Source organism: Kitasatospora sp. NPDC036993, from assembly GCF_055607525.1.
In genome coordinates, this window is the sequence record NZ_JBVJRP010000009.1 from 58,492 (window position 1) to 79,932 (window position 21,441).

At 75.1% G+C, this 21,441-nt stretch carries 19 protein-coding genes and 1 other RNA gene; 9 read left to right on the plus strand and 11 right to left on the minus strand.

Annotation, left to right across the window (positions count from 1 at the left end; translation table 11 throughout):
• Nucleotides 1-131: 131 nt before the first annotated feature.
• The 3 genes from ACZ7C5_RS20135 to ACZ7C5_RS20145 form a co-directional block, all read right to left on the minus strand.
• Entirely contained in the window at nucleotides 132-977 is an 846-nt protein-coding gene (locus ACZ7C5_RS20135) for a GNAT family N-acetyltransferase (RefSeq protein ID WP_470323134.1), read from the minus strand.
• A gap of 96 nt (nucleotides 978-1,073) precedes the next feature.
• Nucleotides 1,074-1,271, minus strand: a complete 198-nt coding sequence (locus ACZ7C5_RS20140) for a hypothetical protein (protein WP_401078584.1) — start codon at nucleotides 1,269-1,271, stop codon at nucleotides 1,074-1,076.
• 1 nt (nucleotide 1,272) lies between these two features.
• Nucleotides 1,273-2,391, minus strand: coding sequence for a radical SAM protein (locus ACZ7C5_RS20145; RefSeq protein WP_401079767.1), 1,119 nt, complete (start codon nucleotides 2,389-2,391; stop codon nucleotides 1,273-1,275).
• A gap of 297 nt (nucleotides 2,392-2,688) precedes the next feature.
• Between ACZ7C5_RS20145 and ACZ7C5_RS20150 the strand changes: the two genes are divergently transcribed.
• Nucleotides 2,689-3,951 carry a transcriptional regulator gene (locus ACZ7C5_RS20150; protein ID WP_470323135.1) on the plus strand — a complete coding sequence of 421 codons (1,263 nt, stop codon included), beginning with the start codon at nucleotides 2,689-2,691 and terminating at the stop codon, nucleotides 3,949-3,951.
• 190 nt (nucleotides 3,952-4,141) lie between these two features.
• On the opposite strand, the gene rnpB is transcribed toward ACZ7C5_RS20150, so the two are convergent.
• From rnpB to ACZ7C5_RS20170, 4 genes are all read right to left on the minus strand, one after another.
• Nucleotides 4,142-4,539: RNase P RNA component class A (gene rnpB, locus ACZ7C5_RS20155), an RNA gene on the minus strand.
• A 13-nt stretch (nucleotides 4,540-4,552) separates the two neighbouring features.
• Nucleotides 4,553-5,995, minus strand: a complete 1,443-nt coding sequence (locus tag ACZ7C5_RS20160) for a DHA2 family efflux MFS transporter permease subunit (RefSeq protein ID WP_401079765.1) — start codon at nucleotides 5,993-5,995, stop codon at nucleotides 4,553-4,555.
• 174 nt (nucleotides 5,996-6,169) lie between these two features.
• On the minus strand, nucleotides 6,170-7,639 hold the full coding sequence (locus tag ACZ7C5_RS20165) for an RNB domain-containing ribonuclease (protein WP_470323136.1): 1,470 nt from the start codon (nucleotides 7,637-7,639) through the stop codon (nucleotides 6,170-6,172).
• A 43-nt stretch (nucleotides 7,640-7,682) separates the two neighbouring features.
• The gene (locus ACZ7C5_RS20170; protein WP_401078575.1) at nucleotides 7,683-7,832 is read right to left on the minus strand and encodes a hypothetical protein; all 150 of its coding nucleotides are present in this window, start codon (nucleotides 7,830-7,832) and stop codon (nucleotides 7,683-7,685) included.
• Between the two features lie 122 nt (nucleotides 7,833-7,954).
• Between ACZ7C5_RS20170 and ACZ7C5_RS20175 the strand changes: the two genes are divergently transcribed.
• Nucleotides 7,955-8,404 carry a DUF3995 domain-containing protein gene (locus ACZ7C5_RS20175; RefSeq protein ID WP_401078572.1) on the plus strand — a complete coding sequence of 150 codons (450 nt, stop codon included), beginning with the start codon at nucleotides 7,955-7,957 and terminating at the stop codon, nucleotides 8,402-8,404.
• 42 nt (nucleotides 8,405-8,446) lie between these two features.
• Entirely contained in the window at nucleotides 8,447-9,232 is a 786-nt protein-coding gene (gene yaaA, locus ACZ7C5_RS20180) for a peroxide stress protein YaaA (protein WP_470323137.1), read from the plus strand.
• Nucleotides 9,233-9,285: 53 nt separating this feature from the next.
• On the opposite strand, the gene ACZ7C5_RS20185 is transcribed toward yaaA, so the two are convergent.
• The 3 genes from ACZ7C5_RS20185 to ACZ7C5_RS20195 are packed head-to-tail and all read right to left on the minus strand — an operon-like array spanning nucleotide 9,286 to nucleotide 12,033.
• Nucleotides 9,286-10,425 (minus strand): bifunctional RNase H/acid phosphatase, encoded by a 1,140-nt coding sequence (locus ACZ7C5_RS20185; protein WP_401078566.1) that lies wholly within the window; start codon nucleotides 10,423-10,425, stop codon nucleotides 9,286-9,288.
• A gap of 4 nt (nucleotides 10,426-10,429) precedes the next feature.
• Entirely contained in the window at nucleotides 10,430-11,173 is a 744-nt protein-coding gene (locus ACZ7C5_RS20190; RefSeq protein WP_401078563.1) for a zinc ribbon domain-containing protein, read from the minus strand.
• Nucleotides 11,174-11,196: 23 nt separating this feature from the next.
• Nucleotides 11,197-12,033: a Nif3-like dinuclear metal center hexameric protein gene (locus tag ACZ7C5_RS20195; protein WP_401078560.1), complete on the minus strand. Its 837-nt coding sequence runs from the start codon at nucleotides 12,031-12,033 to the stop codon at nucleotides 11,197-11,199.
• Nucleotides 12,034-12,566: 533 nt separating this feature from the next.
• On the opposite strand from ACZ7C5_RS20195, the gene ACZ7C5_RS20200 reads away from it, so the two are divergent.
• The 3 genes from ACZ7C5_RS20200 to ACZ7C5_RS20210 all read left to right on the plus strand — a co-directional run bounded on the left by ACZ7C5_RS20200 (nucleotide 12,567) and on the right by ACZ7C5_RS20210 (nucleotide 16,872).
• Nucleotides 12,567-14,339, plus strand: a complete 1,773-nt coding sequence (locus tag ACZ7C5_RS20200; protein ID WP_470323138.1) for a class III lanthionine synthetase LanKC N-terminal domain-containing protein — start codon at nucleotides 12,567-12,569, stop codon at nucleotides 14,337-14,339.
• On the plus strand, nucleotides 14,336-16,327 hold the full coding sequence (locus ACZ7C5_RS20205; RefSeq protein WP_401078553.1) for a S9 family peptidase: 1,992 nt from the start codon (nucleotides 14,336-14,338) through the stop codon (nucleotides 16,325-16,327). Before ACZ7C5_RS20200 ends, ACZ7C5_RS20205 begins: the two co-directional genes overlap by 4 nt.
• Before the next feature lie 371 nt (nucleotides 16,328-16,698).
• On the plus strand, nucleotides 16,699-16,872 hold the full coding sequence (locus ACZ7C5_RS20210; protein WP_401078551.1) for a hypothetical protein: 174 nt from the start codon (nucleotides 16,699-16,701) through the stop codon (nucleotides 16,870-16,872).
• Nucleotides 16,873-17,002: 130 nt separating this feature from the next.
• Here the strand turns inward: ACZ7C5_RS20210 and ACZ7C5_RS20215 are convergent, their stop codons facing one another.
• On the minus strand, nucleotides 17,003-18,088 hold the full coding sequence (locus ACZ7C5_RS20215; RefSeq protein ID WP_401078548.1) for an alcohol dehydrogenase catalytic domain-containing protein: 1,086 nt from the start codon (nucleotides 18,086-18,088) through the stop codon (nucleotides 17,003-17,005).
• A gap of 280 nt (nucleotides 18,089-18,368) precedes the next feature.
• Between ACZ7C5_RS20215 and ACZ7C5_RS20220 the strand changes: the two genes are divergently transcribed.
• The 3 genes from ACZ7C5_RS20220 to ACZ7C5_RS20230 all read left to right on the plus strand — a co-directional run bounded on the left by ACZ7C5_RS20220 (nucleotide 18,369) and on the right by ACZ7C5_RS20230 (nucleotide 21,368).
• Complete coding sequence (locus ACZ7C5_RS20220) at nucleotides 18,369-19,022, plus strand: class I SAM-dependent methyltransferase (RefSeq protein WP_401078545.1); 654 nt, start codon at nucleotides 18,369-18,371, stop codon at nucleotides 19,020-19,022.
• A 185-nt stretch (nucleotides 19,023-19,207) separates the two neighbouring features.
• The gene (locus ACZ7C5_RS20225; protein WP_470323139.1) at nucleotides 19,208-20,323 is read left to right on the plus strand and encodes a hypothetical protein; all 1,116 of its coding nucleotides are present in this window, start codon (nucleotides 19,208-19,210) and stop codon (nucleotides 20,321-20,323) included.
• Between the two features lie 7 nt (nucleotides 20,324-20,330).
• Nucleotides 20,331-21,368 (plus strand): N-acetylmuramoyl-L-alanine amidase, encoded by a 1,038-nt coding sequence (locus tag ACZ7C5_RS20230; protein WP_470323140.1) that lies wholly within the window; start codon nucleotides 20,331-20,333, stop codon nucleotides 21,366-21,368.
• The last annotated feature ends 73 nt before the right edge of the window (nucleotides 21,369-21,441 follow it).

A 21,441-nucleotide genomic window follows, 5' to 3' on the forward strand; every position in this document is an offset into this window, starting at 1 on the left:
GTCGGAGGCCCCTCCGGGGGCAGCGCCCCAGGGTAGCCACCTGCGGAAACGCCGTCCCCGGCAGTCCGGTCGCCGCGCAATCGCCACACCTCCGGGGGCCGCCACTCAGCCGGCTTCTTCAGAGGGCTTCGTCAGACGGTGGTGGTGCAGACGAATCCGAGGTCGGCCAGGCCCTCGCTCCGGCACAGCCGGTCGGATGCGCCCCCGGCAGCTGTCTGCAAGAGCTGGTAGTCGGCGTCGTACTCCTTGCCCCAGTGCATCGCCGCGCGCCACAGGAGCCGCCCGAGGCCGAGACCGCGGTATTCCGGCAGAACACCGAAGTACTGCGGGAGGAGTCGTCGCCTGCCGATGGGGTCGGCCATGGTCTCCATGGGGCCGATCGCGCCTACTACGTGCTCGTCCCGGACGGCGACCAGCACGGGGCCGACGCTGTCGATCCGGGAGTGCAGGAACACGAAGCCCTCGCCGGCCAACTTCTCGGCGAACTCGGGGAAGGTGGTCCGGATGGCTTCCGGCTGTTGGCCGAGGGCCTCGATTCCCTCGACGGCCGGTGCGTCCTGGTCGAAGGTACGGAGCTGTACACGGGTAGAGGCGGCCACTGGGTCGGGGGCGTTCTGGAACCACACCACACGGGCTTGAGACGCGTCGCGCCCGGCGGCGAGCTTGGCGGCCAGCTCCTCGGCCTCCTGCCGGTGCTCGCAGGCGCCGTAGAGATGGACGCGCAGGATGCCGCGACCGGTGATGGTGGGGATCAGCGTGCGCGCCTGGTCCTGAACGACGGCGTCCACCAGGACTTGCTCGTCCTTGTGGTCGGACCACCGCCGGTCCTTGTCGTGCGGCAGGAATTCTCCAGTGCCGGCGACGGCGAACACCTCGGCCAGAAGCTCAGCGGAAACAGCGTCGGGGTGGAGTGGCCCGAGCGTCGGAAGATACGGGACGCACATCACGGGGCGCAGCAAGTCCCAGCGCAGATCCATACCCGCACCCTACTCGCCGGCCCTGCACGGCTCAGGCCCCGACGCGGAGAGCACCGGGGCCTGAGCGTTACTGATCAGGTGCGATCAGCGGGTGGTTCAGTGCGGGTTGTCGTCGCCCGCGTTGCACGAGCACTTCACGCTGTCCATGACGTCGTCCAGGTCGCCGACGGCGATGATCTCGATGACGGGCGGGGTCGGGGCCGCGATCGGCCGCGTGAGGTACGGCAGGCGCTGGGCCGGACCGTCGTCCTGGAGCGGACGCCTCGGAGAGAGTTCGACAGCTACAGCAGTCATGTCACCCTGCTTTCTTGATCCCGTGCTGGCAGTAACTTGCGAGTGGTGCCTTCGCCTCCTGGTAGTGCTTGGCCAGCGGCCGGCACACGGTGCACGCGCCGGAGAGCCGGCAGCCGGAGCATCCACCGGTGCGAAGCATGAGGCGGTCGGCGATGGCGCCGAGCCGGGCGAGGCCGTCGATCCCCTCGGTGGGGAGGCTGATTTGGTCGTCACGGCCGATCTTGCAGATGGACACCAGCCCGTGTGGGTCGGTGTGGAAGAAGGTGTGTCCGGCGTTGCAGCCGCCGAACGGCTTGCGCATCCGCAGGTGCTCCTTGGACTGCGCGGTCAGCGACTCCGCCCCGCCGTAGATCGTCGGAGTCATGTTGGTGAAGACGTTGTACTCCAGCCCCCAGCCTTCGCACAGGGCGATCATCGCCTGTTCCTCGGTGGCGTTGTCCTCGGTGACGATGATGCTCATCCGCAGCGGCAGCTTGGCCCTGCGGCCGGCGTTCATGCCCTGGATGAACAGGTCCCAGGCGCCCTGCCGCTGGGTCAGCTCGTCGTAGCCGGCCTTGGTCGCCCCGTACATCGACACCGTGACCCGGTAGGGCGGGCGCTCGCGGAACATCTCCAGCAGGTTCTCCCGCCACAGCAACGAGGCGTTGGTGGAGACGGTGATCATCATGCCCAGCTCGAACGCGCGGCGATACGAGGGCATGAAGTCCCGGTCCACGGTGGGCTCGCCCCCGGTGATCTGGATCCAGAGAACGCCGGCCTCGGCCATGATGCCCAGGCAGGTGAGTTTGTCCGCGAGCGGCATACCCGAGTTGACCTTGAGCCCGAGATAGCAGTGCTTGCACGTGTAGTTGCAGCCGAGGTTGATCTCCCAGCTGGCTCGCGAGTAGCCCCACGTGGAGGGCTGCCGGACCAGCAGGACGTCACCCGCAGGACGGCCGGTCACGTCCAGGTCGGCCCACTGGGCGCGCACGGCATCCGCCAGCCACGAGGGAGCTGTCCGGGCGGGGTCGTGGGCACGCAGCTCCTCGTAGTTGGCCTGCGGGAGCCGGAGACCGCCCCGGCCACCAGGGCGCACCAACAGGTATTCGTCCAGGAACGGACTGGCGATCAGGTCGTGCACGTGTTCCCCTCCTTCGCCGAGCGGTTCTGCCTCGTCGGTGTCGGCATGGATCGGGCCGCGCTCGGTGAGCAGCAGCGTCGTCATGGCCGTCAGGGCGGCCTCCGGTAGTCAGGGGCTGCCCGGCGCTCGTCCACGGGACCGAAGAGGATCGGTCATTCCTCGCACCGGGTGGCTGTTAGTCATTGAACGGCGCGGGCATGCCGTAGGAGAGGGGCCACGAAGGGGTGCGTTTTCCACCAGGAGACCACCGGGAGGCCAGAATTGATGCCCTGTCAACTATGAGCTAGGGGGCCGCAGGTGAGCGGTGTCAGCCTGGACGGGATCGGCCGACTGTTGCGGGAGATCCGCGAGGCGCATCCGAAGAAGACGCGCGCCGAGCAGGCAGAGTTGGTCGCCGCCGCAAGTGGCGAGTGGTGCGACTGGGAGACCATCAAGCGGTGGGAAACCGAGAGGCGAATTCCGCAGAAACCCTCGTACCAGGGGATCGCCGACGCCTACGGTCTGACCGTGGGCCAGGTGTCCGAGGCCGCCGCCGCCTCCCGGCGGTACCGGAGTGGGCGCAGCACGAAGGGCAACAGCGTGGACAGGCGGAAGTTCATCGGAGCAGGTATAGGAGCAGCCGCCGGCCTCGTCGCGCTGCCCGGCATCGCACAGGCCCACGAGGGGATCACCGCAGCGCTCAGGCCATCCGGAGAGGGTGATCTCGCCTACCTGGAGTCGGCGTTCGAGCAGCACCGGGGCGGCTACCGCGGCCGGGCACCGGGGGCGGTGCTGGCCAAGATGATGGGTGATCTCGATCTGCTGGGAGAGGTGCTGAACCGACCTCACCCGGCGCGTACCCGTGCGGACCTCGCCCGGACGGCGGCAGGCATCGCGGGCTTGGTGGCCATCGTCCAGCACGACCGCGGTGACCAGCGCGACGCCTACCGCTGGTTCGCCACCGCCGAGCAGGCCGCGCGGGAGTCCGGTGATCAGCGGATGATCGCGTGGGTGCTGGCCCGGCACGCCATGGTCCCGCTCAACTACGGCGCTCCCGGGGCGGCCGCTCGGGTCGCCGAGCAGGCCCGGCGGGAGGCGGGGAGCAGCCCGACGGCGGCCGCAGCGCTCGCTGCGGCCGTCACAGCGCGTGCTCTGGCAGCCTCCGGCGACCTCGAAGGCGCCCGGCGAGCGGTGGACGACGCGCGGAATCTGGCGGAGCGCCTGAACGGCGCCGAGGCGGCCGACACCTGGTTCGGCTACCCCGAGCAGAAGCACCACGTGCACCTGTCGCAGGCGTACACACTGCTGGGCGACACGGGCAGCGCCTACCAGGCGCAGGAGGACGCCTTGGCGCTCACAGACTCTCCGTCGGTCATGGCGCGCGCCCTGCTGGCAGTGGACACCGCCGCATGCCTCCGCGTCGACGGCGACCCGACCGGTGCGGCCGAGATGGCGTCCGGAGTGTGGGAGCGGCTGCCGGCCGCCTACCGTGAGGGCCTGATCCGATCCCGCACCGAGACGCTGCATCGCCGGCTCACCGGTCGGCCGTACGCGCTGCTCGGAGAGGCGCTGGCCGGCTAGCTGCAACGAGGCTACCGGGGGCTCTTGGACGCTGCTTCGACCGTTCTCACCGCCACACGATCGCCACCGCACACCCAGAAACAGGTTGCAGTAGGCGCGAAGAGTCGGCAAGCGATTACAGATCTTCGAGACATGAAAAGGCCCCTGATCTGCGAAGTTGCAGATCAGGGGCCTCACTCAAGCCAGGCGGCGGAAGAGTCGGCCTGTACGCCGGGTTCTGTCTCCCGGGTTGCTTGCGCGGCCCGGGGAGGCGGCCATCCATCTAGGGCTGCCGTTGCCGACAGCCTCGTGCGGTCCACCCGCGGACTCGGGCGAGCAGCCTTCGAACGTCCGCGCACGGTGCCCGAGGGCACCGATCTTGACCTTGCTCCAGGTGGGGTTTACCTAGCCGTCCGGGTCACCCCGGTCGCTGGTGGTCTCTTACACCACCGTTTCACCCTTACCCACCGCGAGAAGCGGTGGGCGGTCTGTTTTCTGTGGCACTGTCCCGCGGGTCACCCCGGGTGGGCGTTACCCACCACCATGCTCTGTGGAGCCCGGACGTTCCTCGGCGGGTCTGGGACCCGTCGCGACCGCCCGGCCGACTCTTCCGCCGTAGTGGTCATGGTAGCCGCTCGGGCGGCGCCTCCCGAACCCGGGACCGGACGGCGGGCGGCTCGGCGCCGAGCCGGGCGGCCACCCGGGCGGCCGTGGCGCTCGCCCAGGCGGTGGTGGTGACCAGGCCCAGGGCGAGGACGGCGCCGCCGAGACCGACCAGGATCCACCAGCCGGCGTGGCTGGCCGGGGCGAAGCCGGTCGCGACCGGGCCGGCCACCGCCGAGGTGACGACCGTGCCGATCACCGCCACGCCCAGCGACTGGCCGACCTGACGGCTGGTCGAGGCGACCGCGGCCGCCACCCCCGCCTGGGCGCGCGGCATGCCGGCGACCGCGGCGTTGGTGATCGGCGCGTTCACCATGCCGAAGCCGAAGCCGAACAGCGCGTACGCGACCAGCAGCAGGGCCGGCGGGGAGTCGGCGGCGAGCCTGGTGAGCAGCAGCCCGCTCGCGGCGAGGCCGAGCCCGGCCGCGACCAGCGGCAGGCGCGGGCCCCGGCTGCCGACGATCCGCCCGGACAGCGGCGCGCAGACCAGCATCATCCCGGCCATCGGCAGCGTCCACAGGCCGGCCTCGACCGGGCCGTAGTGCCGGACGTCCTGGAGGTAGAGGGTGTTGAGGAAGAGGAAGCCGCCGAGTGCGGCGAAGGCGCAGACCGCGGTGACGGTGGCCCCGGCGAACGGCGCGCTCGCGAAGAACCGCGGGTCCACCAGCGGCTCGGCCACCCGCCGTTCCCAGAGCGGGAACGCGATCAGCGCGGCCACCGCGGTCCCGGCCAGGGCCAGGATCAGCGGGGAGGTCCAGCCGTGGCCCGGGCCCTCGATGATCGCGGCGGTGCCGCAGCCGAGCAGCACGATCATCAGCAGCTGCCCCACCGGGTCCAGCCGGCGCGGCCGGGGCGCGCGGGACTCCGGGACGTAGCGGGCGGTCAGCGCGATGGCGGCGAGCGCCACCGGGACGTTGACCAGGAAGATCGACGGCCAGCCGGCACCGTCCACCAGGAAGCCGCCGAGCAGTGGGCCGAGCGCCATCGAGATGCCGACCACGCCGCCCCAGACGCCGATCGCCCTGGCCCGTTCCCTCGGGTCCGTGAAGGTGTTGGTGATGATCGACATCGCCACCGGGTTGAGCATCGAGCCGCCCACCGCCTGGAGCGCCCGGAACGCCACCAGCCAGCCCAGGCTCGGCGCCTGACTGCACAGCAGGGAACCGAGCGCGAAGCAGACCAGGCCGGTCTGGAACACCCGGCGGCGGCCGAAGCGGTCGGCCACCGAGCCGAACAGCATCAGCAGCGAGGCCAGCACCAGGGTGTAGGCGTCGATGATCCACTGGAGCCCGGACGCCGGGGCGCCGAGGTCCCGCTGGATCACCGGCAGGGCGATGTTCACCACGGTGTTGTCGAGGCCGACGATGAACAGGCTCAGGCAGCAGACCGCCAGGACGAGCAGACGGCGGCGGGCCCCGGGCTCGGACCCGGGGGCGGGCGCGGGAGCGGCGGCGCGGGGCTGGGGGGCGGGCACGGACCGATCCTCCCACCGCGGGACGGGCCGGGGCGGGTGGGCGGCGCGTCCGGGTGGCGTGTCCGGACAGCGGCGGCGGGCCCGGACAGTGGTGGCGGGCGGCTACACCGCCGTGAAGCGGACGGTCCCGGTGGCCGGGTCGGCCGTCGTCAGCCGGACGTCGATCACCCGGCCGAGCGGCAGCCCGGCCCCGGCTCCAGCCCCGGCCCCGGCTCCGTCACAGCGGGCCCGGACGGCCGGGTCGCGCAGCTGGACGGTGCCGGAGCCCGGCCGCCTCTCGTCCACGTCGACGACCACCGCGGCGAAGGCCTCGCCCTCCCGGCCCGCCAGCAGCTCCGCCTCCACCAGGTCCACGCAGGCCCGTTCGACCTCGCCGGCGCGGCGGTCCCCGCCCGCCATCAGCGCCGGGACGGCCGGCAGCGCCTCGCGCGCCCAGTCCGGCACGTCCTCCCCCGCGGCCACCGCCGCGCACACCTCCTGGGCGAAGCGGTCGCCGAGCCGGCGCAGCGGCGCGGTGCAGTGCGCGTACGGGGCGGCGAGCGCGGCGTGGTCGGGCTCGGCGGGCACGGGCAGGCCGCGGGACTCGTCGAAGGCGTGGTAGCCGGCGCCGCGCAGCAGGCCCGTGCAGGCGGTCAGGAAGGCGGCGTCGAGCGGGGCGTCCGGGTCCAGGGAGCGGATCAGCTCGGGGTACGGCACCGACTGCGGCCAGTCCACGTCCAGCGCGGCGGCGATCCGGCGCAGCCGCTCGTACCCGGCGGCGGGCGCGGCGGGCAGGGTGCGCAGCAGGCCTACGCCGGCGTCCAGCATCAGCTCGGCCGCGGCCATGCCGGTGAGCAGGGAGATCTGGGCGTTCCAGCCGTCGGCGGGGCCGGGGGCGCGGTAGCCGAGGACGTAGCCGTGCAGGGTCTCCTCGACCTCCTGCTCGGGCACCGGCAGGTTGATCCCGCCCCGGGCGCGCTCCTGCTCCTCGCGCAGCCCGCCGACGGTGGCGAGCAGGGCGAGCTGCTCGTCGGCGCCGCCGAGTCCGACCGCGCGCTCGACGGCGGCGTAGTCCAGGCGGCGGTGCGAGCGGACCACGGCGCGGCGCAGGTCGGCGAGGACGACGGCGCCGTCGGCGTCCAGGTCGAGCTGCCAGAGCAGGGCGGGGCGGGGCTCGCCGGGCAGCAGGCTGGCGGCGTCCTCGGAGAGCCGGGTGGGATGCAGCGGGACGCGGTGGTCCGGGAAGTAGAGGGTCTCGACCCGGCGGCGGGCCTCGGTGTCGATCGCGCCGCCGGGGCGGACGAAGGCGGCGACGTCGGCGATCGCGTAGTGCACCCGGTAGCCGCCGCCTGGGCGGTGGGTGAGGTGCATGGCCTGGTCGAGGTCGCGCGAGCCGGGCGGGTCGACGGTGAACAGCGGCAGGTCGGTGGCGTCGTACTCGGGCAGCCGGGGCCGCTCGGCCGCCTCCTCCGCCTCGGCGAGCACGGCCCGCGGCCACTCGGTGTGGATCTCCAGGCGGGTGCGGAGCTCGGTCAGCTCGGTGTTGATCCGGGCGGAGTCGACGGCCTTGACGCGCAGTTTTCGGCGAGGCATGCCCGCCAGGGTAGAGCGGGACCGGGTGGTTCCGGACGGAGGCTCAGCGTCCCGACAGCGACTTCAGGTCCTTCGCCGCCAGGGCGATCGCGTCGTCGTAGCCGCCGGTCGCGAGGCGGAGCACGAACGCCACGGCCTCGTCCGGGTGCGGGTCGGTGTACGGCTCGCCGTTGTAGTCGAGGAACAGCAGCATCGCCTCGAACGCGGTGCGCTTGTTGCGGTCGACCAGGGGGTGGTTGCGGACCGGCGGGCCGGCGGCGGTGTAAGCACTCGTACGGTGGGATCGACTGACCGGCTGCGAAGGGGGTTCGGGCGATGGGTGCGACGAGGGCGACCGGGGGTGTGGTGGCCGCGGCGCTGGCGGCGACCGGGGTGCTGCACGCGGTGTGGGCGGTGACGCCGTGGCCGTTCGGCTCCGCGGAGGAGTTCGCGGACAGCGTGGTCGGACAGGGCGACGGCGTGCCCCCGGCGGCCGCGTGTCTGGCGGTGGCGGGGGCGCTCGGGGCCGGGGCGTACCTGGTGGGGTCGGAGGCCGGGGTGCTGCCGGCGGTCGGGCCGCGGCGGCTGCGGCGGGCCGGGGTGCGGACGGTGGCGGGGGTGCTGCTGGCGCGCGGGGTGGCCGGTCCGGTGCTGTTCGGGCGGGTGGACGAGCGCTCGGAGCGGTTCCGGCGGCTGAACGCCCGGTACTACTCGCCGCTGTGCGTCGCGCTGGGGGCGGGGGCCGCGGCGGTCGCGCGGGCGGGGGCCGTGCGGCGGGCGCAGTAGGGTGGCTGGGTTCGTCCGCCACAGATCGTCGAGGAGTCCGCTGTGCTGGTGCTGTTGCCGCCCTCGGAGGGCAAGGCCGGGTCCGGGGACGGCGGGCCGGTGGCACTGGACCGGCTGTCGCTGCCCGGGCTGACGGCGGCGCGCGGCGCGGTGCTGGACGCGCTGGCAGGCCTGTGCCGGGGCGACGAGGACACCGCCGCCGACGTGCTCGGGCTCTCCCCCGGCCTGCGCGGCGAGATCGCCAAGAACGCCGGGCTGCCGACGGCCGGTGCCCGTCCCGCGGGCGAGGTGTACACCGGGGTGCTGTTCGACAACCTCGGCCTGGCCACCCTGGACGCCGCCGCGTACGACCGGGCCGAGCGCTCGCTGCTGGTGTTCTCCGGCCTCTGGGGCGCCGTGCGGATCTCCGACCGGATCCCGTCCTACCGCTGCTCGATGGGCGTCAGGCTCCCGGAGCTGGGGGCGCTCGGGGCGTACTGGCGGAGCGCGATGGCCCCCGTGCTCCCCGAGGTCGCGGACGGGCTGGTGCTGGACCTGCGCAGCTCCGCGTACGCGGCGGCCTGGAAGCCGGCCGGAGAGGTGGTCTCCAGGACCGCGACCGTCCGGGTGCTCCAGGAGCGGGACGGCAGGCGCACCGTGGTCAGCCACTTCAACAAGGCGACCAAGGGACGGATCGTCCGGGACCTGCTGGTCGCCGGGGCCGAGCCGAAGACCCCCGGCGAGCTGCGGGACGCCCTGCTGGAGCTGGGCCACCGGGTGGAGACGGCGGCGGAGGGCACGGCGCGCAAGCCGTGGCAGCTGGACGTGGTGGTCACCGAGGTGCACTGACGTGCACTGAGCCGGGCGGCCGGGCCTGGTGCGCCGGGCCCGGCGTACCGGGCTCAGCGCAGGTGCGAGGTGTCGTTGAGCAGCCGCAGCGAGGCGTTGCCGTCCGCGTAGTACTGGACGGCGCAGATCGAGGCGGCGGACAGCTCCATCCGGTACATCGAGTCCGGCGGGGCGCCGAGCGCCAGCCGGACCAGGGTCTTGATCGGGCTGACGTGCGAGACCACCAGCACGGTCCTCCCCGCGTACCTGGCCAGGATCTTGTCGCGGGCGACACCCGCCCGGTGGGTGAGCGTGGTGAAGCTCTCACCGCCGCCGGTCGGCTTGGCCTTGGCGGAGCCGAGCCAGGCGGTCAGGTCGTCCGGGTACCGCTCCCGCACCTCGGCGAAGGTCAGGCCCTCCCAGTCGCCGAAGTCGACCTCGCGCAGCCCGTCCTCGTACCGGACCTCCAGGCCGAGCCGGGCGGCGACGGTCTCGGCGGTCTGCCGGGTGCGGCGCATCGGGGAAGCGACGACCGCCTGGACGCTGCCGCGCGCGGCCAGCGCCTCGGCGGCCCGCTCGGCCTGCCAGCGGCCCTTGTCGGAGAGCTCCGGGTCGCTGCCGCCGCTGCCGGAGAAACGCTTCTCCGGGGTGAGCGGAGTCTCGCCGTGGCGCAGCAGGACGAAGGTGGTGGGCGTGCCGAGGTCGGCGGGGGCGGCCCAGCCGGCCTTGGGGGCGGCGGTCTCCGGTGGCGGCTCGTCGGCGGTGCCGGCCGGGGCCTTCGGCCTGGGCTCCCACTGGCGCCCCGCCTTGCCCGCGTCCATCGCCTCGTTGGCCAGCCGGTCGGCGTCCTTGTTCCGCTCGCGCGGGATCCAGGTGTACGCCACCTGGGCGCGCGGGAAGACGGTGCGCGCCTCGGCGGCGAGCGGCCGCATGTCGGGGTGCTTGATCTTCCAGCGCCCCGACATCTGCTCGACGACCAGCTTGGAGTCCATCCGGACGTCGACGGAGGCGTCCGGGTCCAGCTCGCGGGCCGCCCTGAGCCCGGCGATCAGACCCTTGTACTCGGCCACGTTGTTGGTGGCGTGGCCGATGAACTCGGCGGCCTCGGCGACGATCTGCCCGGTGTCCCCGTCACGGACCACCGCGCCGTAGCCGGCCGGCCCCGGGTTGCCCCGGGACCCGCCGTCAGCCTCGACGATGAAGCGGGCCGCCACCGGCTCAGACGCCCGATTCGGCGGTGCGGACCAGGATCCGCGAGCAGTTCTCGCAGCGGACGACCTTGTCGGCCGGCTCGGCCTTGATGGCGTTCAGCTCGGTGATCGAGAACTCGGTGCGGCAGCCCTCGCAGCGGCGCTGGTAGAGGCGGGCCGCGCCGACGCCGCCCTGGGTCTCGCGCAGCTTGGTGTAGACCTTGATCAGGTCGGCCGGGATCACGGCGGAGACGGCCTCGCGGTCGCGCTTGACCTTGTCGGCCTCCGCGTCGATCTCGGCGAAGGAGGCGTCGCGGCGGCCCTCGGCCTCGGTGAGGACGATGGTGGAGTGCTCCAGGCGGGCGGACAGCTCCTCGACCCGGGTGACGGCGCTCTCCTGGCGCTCCATGATCCCCAGCACGACGTCCTCCAGGTCGCCCTGGCGCTTGGCGAGCGAGCCGATCTCGTGCTGGAGGTTCTCCAGGTCCTTCGGCGAGGTGATCGCGCCGGAGTCGAGGCGCTGCTGGTTGCGGGCGGCACGGGCCCGGACCTGCTCGACGTCCTGCTCGGCCTTGGTCAGCTCGCGGGCGGTGTCGCCCTTCTGGGCCTCGGCGGCGACGACGAGGTCCTTGAGCGCGGTGTGGTCGGCGGTGGCCTTCTCGATCTCGGCGTGCTCGGGCAGGCTCCGGCGCCGGTGGGCCAGCTGGTCGAGCTTCGAGTCGATGGCCTGGAGGTCGAGCAGGCGGATCTGGTCGGCGGGCGCGGCGTTCAAGCGGAGAGCTCCTGTGAATCGGGTCAGGCGGTGAAGGACATGGGGGCGTGCGCGGTCCACGGGTCGGTGACCCGGTGGGAGACCTTGGTCTCCACGGCCCAGCCGCGCTTGTCCGCGGCGGCCAGCAGGGCCCGCTCGGCCAGGGTGAGCCAGGGCCACTCGGTGGCCCAGTGGGCGGCGTCGATCAGCGCGACGGGCGCCGCCTCGGTGGCCTCGGAGGCCGGGTGGTGACGCAGGTCGGCGGTCAGGTAGGCGTCCACGCCGGCCGCCCTGACCTCGGCGAAGAGGCTGTCGCCCGAGCCGCCGCACACCGCGACCCGGCTGACCAGCCGGTTCGGGTCGCCGGAGACTCGGACGCCGGCGGCGGTGGCGGGCAGGCCCCCGGCGACCCGGGCGGCGAAGGCGGAGAGGGTCAGCGGGGGCTCCAGCAGGCCGATCCGGCCGGTGCCGCGGCGGCCGAGCGGGTCGGTCGGGTCCGGCACCAGCGGACCGGTCACCCGCAGGCCGACCGCTTCGGCGAGCGCGTCCGAGACGCCCGGGTCGGCGTGGTCGGCGTTGGTGTGGGCGACGTGCAGGGCGATGCCGTTGCCGATCAGCGAGTGCACCACCCGGCCCTTGAAGGTGGTGGCGGCGACGCTGGTGGTGCCGCGCAGGTAGAGGGGGTGGTGGGTGACCACGAGGTCGGCGCCCCACTCCACGGCCTCGTCGACGACCGCCTGGACGGGGTCGACGGCGAACAGCACGCGGTCGACCTCGGCCTGAGGGTCTCCGCAGACCAGGCCGACGGCGTCCCAGGACTCCGCCCACTGCGGCGGGTAGACCTCTTCGAGCGCGGTGATGACGTCGGACAGTTTCGGCACCTGTCGAGACTACCGTGCGCGCGGGGGCGGTCGGGCCTCGGCCGTTCGGGGCCGGGCCGGGCCGCGGGGTGCGCCCCGGCCGGGCGGCGTCCGATCCGTCCGTGGCCTGCCCGCCTCCTGCTCCGCGCCCGCTGCCCCTCCCCCTTGCTCGTCTCCCTTCCTCGCGGCCGGATCGCCAGTGGGCCACCGGTGGGCCGGACCGGGGCGCCGGCGACGTTCGGACGGGGGTGCCGAGGGCGTACGGATGCGCGTCAACCCGTGGCCGGACCTGAGCCGGCCTGCGGCGGAGGGCACGCGGACGGCCCCGCGCGGGCCGTGCACGCCGGTGCGCCGGGGTCCCACTGCTCACATCAGTGGGCTCGTACGAATTCGAAACCGTCGCCGGATCACCCTTAAGAGTGAAGTGACCGGCTCTGCGTTGAGCTGCCGGTTTTCTCGAAACTAACTTCAGTCCTGCGAACGGGAGTTGCCCCGGGCGCCGCGAGCAGTGGGCACCCGGTGGCGGCGGCCGGGGCGAAGGGATGGGGTGGCGAATGGAGGCGGGCAGATCGCCGCGTACGGCCGGGGACGGGGGATCGCCGGGGTGCGGAGCCGGTGCGGCGGGTCCGTGGCCGGAGGCGACGCGGGCGGTACTGGCCGGCGCCGGAGGGCGGGGAGGCCGCGGCGACTGGGACGTCACCGTCGGTGGTTCCTGGTGCACGGCCAGGCCGCCCACGGCCGTACCGCTGCCGGAGCGGGGGTGGAAGCTCCAGGTGAGTGCGGCCGCGGTGGCGGGCGAGGCGGTGCTCTCGGCGGTGGTCCGGGTGCTCGCCGCAGACCCGTGCGGCTTCACCTTCGCCGCCGCGCGGGAACGGCCGGACGGACTCGACTCCCGCGACCGTGACCGCGACCGTGACCGCGACCGTGACCGCGACCGCGGCCCGGCGGGCACGTTCATCACCGTCTACCCGGCCGACGACGCGCAGTTCCGGCGGCTGGCGGCAGAGCTGGACCGGGCCACCGCCGGGCTGCCGGGGCCGGTGCTGCGCTCCGCCCGGCCGTACCGGCCGGGGAGCCTGGTGCACTACCGGTACGGGGCGTTCGCGCCGGCGGCGGAGCCGGGCGACGACGGGGGGTGCCGCTCGGCGCCGCGCGGACCTGCCGGGGAGCGGACCGAGGAGGCGCACCGGGCGCCGGGGTGGCGGCCGGACCCGTTCGACGGCCCGGGGGCGGGTGCCCCGCGGGCGGCTTCCGGCCGGCGCCGGGGCGGGGGCGGAGACGGGGTCCGGGCGGCCGGCCGGTACACGGTGACCACCGCCGTCCGGCAGGGCGCGCGGGGCGGGGTGTTCCTCGGGCGGGAGGCGTCGAGCGGCGCCGAGGTCGTGGTCAAGCAGGCCCGCGCGCGCGGAGAGGGAGAGGAGCACCGGGCCGGCCCCGACGCCCGCGACGCACTGCGCCGCGAGGCCGCGCTGCTCGTCCGGCTGGAGGGACGGGGGCTGGTGCCGCGCGCCCTCGAACTGATCGAGGGGGACGGCTCCGTCCTCCTGGTGCAGGAACGAATCGCCGGACAGCCGCTGGGCGACTGGGTGGCCGCCAGGCTGCGGCGCGACAGCAGCCCCGACGTCGACTGGGCCGAGGCCAGGACGGTGGTGCACGGTCTGCTGGACCTGGTCGAGCGGGTGCACGCCCAGGGGCTGGTGCTGCGCGGCCTCTCCCCCGGCAACGTGGTGGTCCGCCCGGACGGCACGCTGCGGCTGGTCGACCTCGGACTCACCGCCGAGACCGGACGGCTCGCGGGCCCGGCCGGCTCCCCCGGCTACCGCGCCCCCGAGCACGGACCCGGCCGGCTCGCCCCCGCGCACCGCCGCGTCGCCGACCCGGCCGTCGACCTGTACGCCCTCGGCGGGCTGCTCTTCCTGCTGGCCACCGGGTACGAGCCGCTGCTGCCGGAGGACCTCCCGCGGGCCCGCCCGGTCGCCGAACGGCTCGGCCGCTGGCTCGCCCTCGCGGCGCGCACCGGCGGGACCGCGCGACGGCTGGCGCCGGTGATCCTCGGGCTGCGGGCCGAGGAGCCGGGGCAGCGGTGGGGGGTGGCCCGGGTACGGGCGGCGCTGCGCGAGGACGGCCCGGGCGCGGGTGCCGTACGGTCCGCCGCCGTCCCGCCGCCCCGGCACGCCCCGCCCGGTCAGGGTGCGGCCCCGACGGACCGGGTCACCGCCCGGACGCCCCCGGGTGCCGCGCCGCCCGCACACCGACTCCCGGCCGGCACCACGGGCCCGGCCGGCATCACCAGCCCGTCCAGCACCACAGGGGTGAGCGGAGCATGAACGTGGCCATCCGGACCATGACCCAGGCCCTGCGCCGGCTGAGCTTCACGTTCGCCGCCGACGGCAGCCACGCGGCCTGCCTGGCCTCCTCCGCCGACAGCGGCTGGTACGCGGAGAGCTGGCGGCTGCCGCCCGACGGCGGACCGGCCACCCCCACCGCGCTGCCGCTGTCCGGCAACCGCTCGGAGAGCCTGCGCTCGCAGCTGGTCGCGCTGCCCGACGGCTCGGTGCTGGTCTGCCGGCACGACGGCGAACGGCACGACCTGGTCCGCCTCTCGGCCGGCGGGAACACCACCGTGGAAGAGCAGTCGGGCTCACTGCGGATGACCGGGCTGCGGGTGCTGCCGCTCCCGCGGCCGGCCGGGGCCGGCCCGCGCACGCCGGTGGCGCTCGCTCTCGGCAGCGACACCCGCCCGGCGACCACCGCCTGGCTGCTGCGGACGGACGGGAGCGAGCCCGAACGGGTCGCCGAGATCCCGGGGCTGCACGGCGGCGGCACCTGGCTGGACCGTACGGGCTCGCTGCTCGCGCTGGACCGGGTGAACGCGGGCATGGTCCGCAGCGTGGTGCTCGACCTGCGCAGCGGCGGCGCCACCCCGCTGCTGGAGATCGGCCCGCACAGCAACGACCGGCTGGTGCTGTTCGACCCGGACAGCCGGTTCGCGATGGTGCGCAGCGACGCGCCCGGCACCGACCGGCTCGGCTGGGGCGTCCTCGGTGCCGGGGAGCCGGTGCGGTTCCCCGAGTGCCTGCACGTCGCGGGCATGTTCCTGCGGCCGGTCGCGCTGCGGGTGGCGGCGGACGGCCCCCGGGTCGCGGTGCAGATCGACCACGGCGCGGGTTCGGCGCTCGCGCTGTGGCGACCCTCGGCCGGGCGGCTGGACCCGCTGCCGATCCCGCCCGGGCGGCTCGGCTCCGTCGGGCACTGGGGCGAGGCGGGGCTGCGGCTGCCGTACTCCTCACCGGACCATCCGACGGCGCTGGCCACCCTGGACGTGGACGCGCTGCTGGCGCACGGCCCGCTGCCGGCCGCCTCGGGGCCGATGCCGCTGCCCCTGCAACTCGCCCCGCTGGCCTCCGGGTTGCCCGGTCCGTGGCGGGACACCGTCCTGCCGTGGCAGCCCGGCGGGGTGCGCCCGGTGCGGACCGCGCCGGCCGGCTGGCGGCTGGACGGCAGCACCCCGCCCGGCGACGGCGGCCGCTGGCACCCGGCGCAGAGCCTCGAACTCGCGGGCCCGGCAGGCCCGTTGGAAGCCGTGGTGTACGGCGGGGACGCCTGGCTGAGCAGCCCGCACCTGGTGCTGGCGCTGCACGGTGGGCCGGCGGACGCCTGGCGGCTGGAGTTCGACCCGGCGCTGCAACGGATGGCCGCCGAGGGCCTGGCGGTGGTCGCGCCGAACCAGCGCGGCTCCACCGGCTACGGCGTGACGCACGCGCTGGCCATCCGGGGTTCCTGGGGCGGGCCCGACCTGGACGACGTCCTCTACCTGCTGGACGGCATCGCGGGCCAGCGCGCCGCGCTCGGCCTGGAGCCGCCCGCCCTGTTCGGGGTCAGCTACGGCGCGTTCCTGGCCCTGCTGGCGGCGGCGCACGCGCCGGCCGGGCAGGTCTCCCGCTGCGCGGTGGTCGCGCCGTTCCTGTCCGGCGGCCGGCTTCTGGCCGAAGCGGCGCCCCCCGTACGGGCGTTGACCACCCGGCTGGGCGGCGGCGAGCCGATCGCCGACGCCCGCGGACCGCGCGACGTGCTGCAACTGGCGCACCGGCTGAGCGCGCCGCTGCTGGTGGTGCACGGCAACCGCGACGAGGTCGTGCCGGTGAGCCAGTCCCGTTCGCTGCGGCACGAGTTGCTGCGGATCGGCCGGGTCGAGGGCGAGGACTTCCGGTACGTCGAGGCGGCCGGCTCCGGGCACGAGGTGCTCGCCGAGGAAGGCGCCGCCGTGCTGCACGAGCTGCTGGGCACGTTCCTGCGGACCGGCCGTCCTGGCTGATCCGCAGGACCGGCCCACCGAGGCCCCGGGGCAACTGCCCGGGGCGCGCCCCGACACCGGCCCCGCACCACGCTGGGCGATCCGGGTGAACTCTCCGCAGGTGGGCTCCGGTTGCCCGGGTTGGTCCGGACCAACCCGCCCCCGCCCCGGGTCGTGGTCCCGGCCCGCTTCCGCACCCCCGGAGCAGCACCGGACGCGCGTCATGATGTCGATAGGATCTCGTCAGTCCCGGCCGTTATGGTGGCCGGGGCACGGGCCGCGATCACCGGCTACGGGCGCGTACGGAGCGCCCGATCGGGGACCCGACCGTGCGCCACCGGCGCCGGCCGGGCGCCGATGACCTGCACCCTCCGCACGGAAGACGATTCTCAATGTCCGACACCCTCACCGACACCACCGGACCCGCGGTTGCCGGGACCGACGCCGACGAGAAGACGGCCGCGGACTTCGCGTCGCACGGCCGCCACCGCGGCCGCTCCGCCGCCGAAGACAGCCCGGAGACCGACCCGCACGGCCGCCACCGCGCGGCCGGGGCCTGGGGCTGACCCCACCGGCAGGACACAGCGGCACCCGCACGAGGGCCCGCCGGGAGAGCACGGACTCCCCCGGCGGGCCCTCGGCACAAGCCCGTCGGCACAAGCCCGTCGGGACGAGCCCGCCGCAACGGACCCGGCGTCACGCGTCCATCGTCACGACCGTCCGCAGCGCCTCGCCGCTGCGCATCTGCGCGATCGCCTCGTTGACCTCAGCGAGCCCCACCCGGTGGGTGACCATGCCGTCGAGGTCGATCCGCCCGGCCCGCCAGAGGTCCACGACCAGCCCGATGGTGCGCGCCACCGTGGCCCCGCCGTAGAGCGAGGGCAGCAGGCGCTTCTCGTTGAAGAACAGCTCGCCCATGGTGAACTGCGCGAGGTCGTCCTGCGCGCCCGCGCCGATGACCACCACCGCGCCGCCGCGTCGGGCGGCCTCGTAGCCGGCCCGGACGGTGGCCGCGCGGCCGACCGCCTCGAAGACGTGGTCGAAGCCGCCGCCGGGCAGCTTCCTGGCCGCCGCCTTCAGCTCCTCGGGCGCGATCGCCTCGGTGGCGCCGAAGGTCAGGGCGCGCTCGCGGCGCGAGGCCACCGGGTCGACGACGGTGATCCGGCCGGCGCCGCAGACCCGGGCGCCCTGCACGGTGGCCACGCCGACCCCGCCCGCCCCGATCACCGCGACGGAGGCGCCGGGCTCGACCCGGGCGGTGTGCACCGCGGCGCCGACGCCCGTGGTCACCCCGCAGCCGATCAGCGCGGCGGCCTCGTACGGGAGGTCGGCCGGCACCTTGATGACGGCGTTCGCGGCGACCACGACCTCCTCCGCGAAGGCCCCGGTGCCGTAGAAGCCGGAGGCGCTCAGCCCGCCCTCGGCGATCAGGAAGCCCGGGGCGCCGAGGCCGCGCAGGCTGGCGACGCACAGGTGGCCGCGGTCCCGCAGGCAGTGGTCGCAGTGGCCGCACGGGGCCATCCAGCAGAGCACCACGCGCTCGCCGACGGCGAGGCCGGTGACGCCCTCGCCGACCTCCACCACGTCCCCGGCGCCCTCGTGCCCGGGGACGAACGGCGCGGGCTGCGGCAGCACGCCGCTCATCGCGGAGAGGTCCGAGTGGCAGAGGCTGGCGGCGCGCATCCGCACCCGTACGGTGCCGGGACCGAATCCGACGGCCGTCACGTCGTCGCGGACGTCGAGGGTCTCCTGGCCGGTCTCGTGCAGGACGGCTGCGCGCATGGTGCTGCTCCCGGGGTGCCTCGGATCGACGGTCGCGCCGATTCTGGCACGGGCGGAGCGGCCGGACTAGAACGCGTTCCACAGAGAACCGGCCCGCGGAGCTGTGGGAACCCGCCGTCCGTCCGCCGCCGGGCCGCTCCGCGATCCGGTCGGGCCGACACCTCCACGGGTCGGCACCACCGCGGACGCCCCGGCCCCGACCGGCCCGGCCACGGCTCCCCCGCTACCGTCGAGTAGGGTCCGTGCACGTCCGCCCACGCCCGACCCCGAGGAGCACCTCATGTCCGACCTGCTGCTGAGCGCCGAACCGGCGCCCGAGGTGCTGGCGGCGTTCGAGGCGGCCACCGGGTTCATGCCGGCGGACGAGGGCCTCGCGCTGTACGCGGCGGCGGTGGCGGCGGCCCGGAGCACCGGGCAGCCGGTGCTGGAGATCGGCACCTACTGCGGCCGCTCGGCGATCCTGCTCGCGGCGGCGGCCCGGGAGGCCGGGACGGTCGCGCTGACCGTCGACCACCACCGCGGCTCGGAGGAGCAGCAGCCCGGCTGGGAGTACCACGACCCGACCCTGGTCGACCCCGAGGTCGGCCTGATGGACACCCTGCCCCGCTTCCGCCGCGCCCTGCACGCCGCCGGGCTGGAGGAGCACGTGGTGGCACTGGTCGGCCGCTCGCCGAGGATCGCCGCGCTGTGGGGCCGCCCGCTGGGCCTGGTGTTCATCGACGGCGGGCACACCGACGAGCACGCGACCGGCGACTACGAGGGCTGGGTGCCGCACCTGGCGCCGGAGGGCCTGCTGGTGGTGCACGACGTCTTCCCCGACCCGGCGGACGGCGGCCAGGCCCCGTACCGGGTGTACCTGCGGGCGCTCGCCGAGGGCTTCGAGGAGGTCTCGGTGACGGGCTCGCTGCGCGTCCTGCGCCGCGCCGCCCGCTGACGCTCCCTCACCCGTCCGTCCCCACCTGCCGCCGGACCTCCGGACCGGTCGATCCGCCGAGCAGCCCCACGGCCCGGCACCGATGCTCTAACGTCGTGCCGGGGCTGTCGGTCGGGGGTTCGAACGGTACGGTGGCCGCGCAGCACCAGGCAGGGCATCGGCGGACGGTGGGGGCCAGCAGCGACATGACGGACCAGCAGAACAGCGCTCCGGCGGTCTGGGACCCCACCGCGCGCGGCGGGGCCGGCGGCTGGGTGCGCGGCCCGCAGCGCCCGGCCGACCCGCAGCCCGCCCCCGGAGCGCCCGTCGCCCCCGCCCCCGGAGCGCCGCGGCCCGGCTCACCCGGCTACGACCCGCCGACCGCCCGGCTGTTCCCCGGCCCCACCCCGCCGCCCCCGGCCGCACCGCCCGCGGCCGCGCCGTTCCCCTCCCACGCGGACCCGCGGACCCCGGCCCCGCCGTACGAGACCGCCGGCCACGACTACCACCTGCAACCGCCCGTCGCCCCGCCACCGCCGCCCCCGTACGGCGCCCGGCCCGACTACCCGACCGGCCCCGGGGACGACGAGGACCGGCCGGCCGACCGCAGGACCCCGCTGCTGATCGGCTTCGCCCTGCTCCTGGTGCTGGCGATCGGCGGCGGTCTGCTGTTCGCCGCCCGGGGCGGCGGCGACAAGGGCGAGCAGGCCGCGCCCCCGCCCGTCACCGCCCCGCCGACCGGCTCGGACAACCTGCCGCCCACCCCCGCGCCCACCGGGACGGACGCCGCGGCGAGCGCCTCCGCGAGCGCGTCCGGCGCGCCCACCGGGACGCCGTCCCCGACCGCGACCGGCCCCGGCCCCGGCGCCCAGGCGCAGGCCCAGGCGCTGGACGGCCTGCTCAGCGAGGGCGAGAGCGCCAAGGCCCCGATCGGCAGCGCCGTCGCCAAGGTGACCAGCTGCCCGCCGAAGGCCGACATCGAGAGCGCCGCCCAGGTCTTCGACAGCGGCGCGAGCCAGCGGGCCGCCCTGCTGACCAAGCTCTCCCAGCTGAGCGTCACGGACGTGCCGGGCGGCGCGGACGCGGTGAACTCGCTGAAGTCCGCCTGGCAGCTGTCCGCCGACATCGACAAGGCGTACGCGAGCTGGGCGCGCGCCGTCGCCGCCCAGGGCTGCACCGGCAGGGCCCCGGCCAACCAGGACAAGAAGCGCGCGGACGAGCTCAACCCGCAGGCCACCCAGGCGAAGACGGACTTCATGAACAAGTGGAACCCGATCGCGAAGAACTACGGTCTGACTCCGCGCACCCAGGACAGGATCTGACCGACCCGTGACCGGTTCCGCCCCTCGACCGCCCCGTCGTTCCGCCCTGCTGCGCACCGCCACGGCGGCGGCGGTGGCCGTTCCGCTCTGTACGGCGGGCTGGTTCGGCTGGCGGGCCCTCGACCACGCCGGCCCGGCCGGCAGCACGGCGGCCCCGGCCACGGCGGCAGCGTCCGCCGCCTCGGCCACGACGCCTCCGGCCGCACCGCCCCCGGCCGATCCCGGCACCGCCGACACCGCCACCGGCACACCGCTCACCCCTCCGGTCGCACCGCCGCCCACCGGCAGCGCCCCGGCCGAGGCACCCGCCACGACCCCGCCCCCGGCCACGCCCACCGCGGCGACGGACCTGACCGGCCGCACGGTCCTGCTCGACCCCGGCCACAACCCCGGCAACTCCGCCCACACCGCCGAGATCAACCGCCAGGTGGACATCGGCAACACCCGCAAGGAGTGCGACACCACCGGGACGGAGACCAACGCCGGCTACACCGAGGCCGAGTACACCCTGGACGTCTCCCGGCGGGCCCGCGCCATCCTGACCGCCAGGGGCGCGAAGGTGGTGCTGGTCCAGGACGGCGACCGCCCCTGGGGCCCGTGCATCGACGAACGCGCCCGCGCGGGCGCCGACGCGCACGCCGACGTCGCGCTCTCGGTGCACGGGGACGGCGGCCCGGCCGCCGGCCGTGGGTTCCACGTGATCATGCCCGCCAGGGTGGTGGCGGGGAAGGCGGACAACGCGGCGATCGTCGCCCCCTCGCGCCGGCTCGGCCTCCTGCTGCGTGACCGGTTCCACGCCGCGACCGGCGAACCGTACGCGGACTACACCGCCGAGGAGGGCCTGGACACCCGCTCCGACCTGGGCGGGCTCAACCTCTCCACCGTCCCCAAGGTGTTCATCGAGTGCGGTAACATGCGCAACTCGACGGACGCGAAGCGGATGACGGACCCTCAGTGGCGCCAGCAGGCGGCCCAGGGGATCGCCGACGCACTGACCGCGTTCCTGACGACCCAAGAGAAGACCGAAGAGCGACACGGGAGTTGAACCGCGTGCCCCCCGGGGGGCGACGGTCCGCCCGGACCGCACGGTTTGCAACGACTTCGCCCCATTCCCGGTC

Excerpts from the sequence above, each read along its gene's own strand:
- ACZ7C5_RS20220 (WP_401078545.1), top strand. The coding sequence starts at position 18,369 with ATGTCCGACCTGCTGCTGAGCGCCGAACCGGCGCCCGAGGTGCTGGCG.
- ACZ7C5_RS20200 (WP_470323138.1), top strand. The coding sequence starts at position 12,567 with ATGGAGGCGGGCAGATCGCCGCGTACGGCCGGGGACGGGGGATCGCCG.
- ACZ7C5_RS20175 (WP_401078572.1), top strand. The coding sequence starts at position 7,955 with ATGGGTGCGACGAGGGCGACCGGGGGTGTGGTGGCCGCGGCGCTGGCG.
- ACZ7C5_RS20215 (WP_401078548.1), bottom strand. The coding sequence starts at position 18,088 with ATGCGCGCAGCCGTCCTGCACGAGACCGGCCAGGAGACCCTCGACGTC.
- ACZ7C5_RS20135 (WP_470323134.1), bottom strand. The coding sequence starts at position 977 with ATGGATCTGCGCTGGGACTTGCTGCGCCCCGTGATGTGCGTCCCGTAT.
- ACZ7C5_RS20225 (WP_470323139.1), top strand. The coding sequence starts at position 19,208 with ATGACGGACCAGCAGAACAGCGCTCCGGCGGTCTGGGACCCCACCGCG.
- ACZ7C5_RS20205 (WP_401078553.1), top strand. The coding sequence starts at position 14,336 with ATGAACGTGGCCATCCGGACCATGACCCAGGCCCTGCGCCGGCTGAGC.
- ACZ7C5_RS20170 (WP_401078575.1), bottom strand. The coding sequence starts at position 7,832 with ATGCTGCTGTTCCTCGACTACAACGGCGAGCCGTACACCGACCCGCAC.
- ACZ7C5_RS20165 (WP_470323136.1), bottom strand. The coding sequence starts at position 7,639 with ATGCCTCGCCGAAAACTGCGCGTCAAGGCCGTCGACTCCGCCCGGATC.
- ACZ7C5_RS20210 (WP_401078551.1), top strand. The coding sequence starts at position 16,699 with ATGTCCGACACCCTCACCGACACCACCGGACCCGCGGTTGCCGGGACC.
- ACZ7C5_RS20140 (WP_401078584.1), bottom strand. The coding sequence starts at position 1,271 with ATGACTGCTGTAGCTGTCGAACTCTCTCCGAGGCGTCCGCTCCAGGAC.